General features: G+C 64.0%; 1 protein-coding gene. It reads right to left on the bottom strand.

Annotated features, from left to right (window positions below):
• Window positions 1-67: 67 nt before the first annotated feature.
• The coding region (locus CQ13_RS17205) for a recombinase family protein (protein ID WP_210183075.1) at window positions 68-1,012 on the bottom strand (945 nt) is incomplete at its 5' end.

Here is a 1,012-nt window from a genome sequence, read left to right as displayed (position 1 = left end):
GGATTCGGCAGTCTTCAGTTCCAGCAGAGCGCTTTCCCATTCTGCTTCGAGTCCACGCGCGACGAGTCTATTCTCCGGGTCCACGGCGCGATAGCGTCGCTCGGCGCGCTGCGCGTTGTAGCGCGCACGCTCGACGTCGCGACGGAACTGCGCGAGAGTCGTCTTGATCGGCGTCGAATTGCTCGATCGCCTGGAGCGAGGCTTCCAGGCCTGCGGGCGCGAGAGCCGCAAGGAACGCTTCGGCGACAGCCGCATCGATCTGCACACCGCCGATGTTGAGGCAGTACTCGCCCCGGCCGTTGACGATGTTCTTGCCGGCGCAGTGATATCCGGGCGCCGAGAACCGGCCGCTGTAGTGTACGGCCAGGCGCCGACCGCAGTGTCCGCATACGGCGAGGCCTTGCAGGAGTGCTGCGCCTTCTCTCACGGCACCCCCGCTCTGGTGCGGTCGAGGACGGATGTTCTGCGCCAGGCGCTTCTGGTTCGCCTCGAAGGTATTCCAATCGATGTATCCGGCATGATGGTCACGAATGAACACCGGCCACTGCTCGCGGTCGCGTTGTCTGATGCGCTTTCGGATTCGACCGCCCGCATCGAGATAGCATGTCTGCTGGGTGCGGCCATACACATAAACGCCGGCATAGAACGGGTTGGTGAGGACCTGGTGGATCTTTGTGTAAGTGGGGGCGACCCAGCGGAGATCGACAAGGCTGTTGGAGTGCAGCGGAAAGCGAAGGCCTTGCGAGCGGAACCACAGCCACACGCGTCGTGCCGAGCCGAATTCGGCAAAGCGGTCGAAGACAGCATGGATCGCGGCTTGCACCGACTCGTCAGGATGCAACAGCACCTCCCCGTCGGCGTCGCCCCGTACCAGACCCACCGGCAGCCCGCGGTGCAGTTCTCCGCGCGCGGCCTTGTTGCGGATGCCACCGAGCAGCCGCGCACGCAGCACATGCAGCTCTGCCTCTGACATCGTACCTTTGAGCCCGAGCACCAGGCGGTCATTGAACAA

This window comes from Bradyrhizobium retamae (assembly GCF_001440415.1).
Lineage (GTDB): Bacteria > Pseudomonadota > Alphaproteobacteria > Rhizobiales > Xanthobacteraceae > Bradyrhizobium > Bradyrhizobium retamae.
The sequence above is the reverse complement of the archived record's forward strand: the minus strand, read 5'-3'. Positions and strand labels throughout refer to the sequence as shown.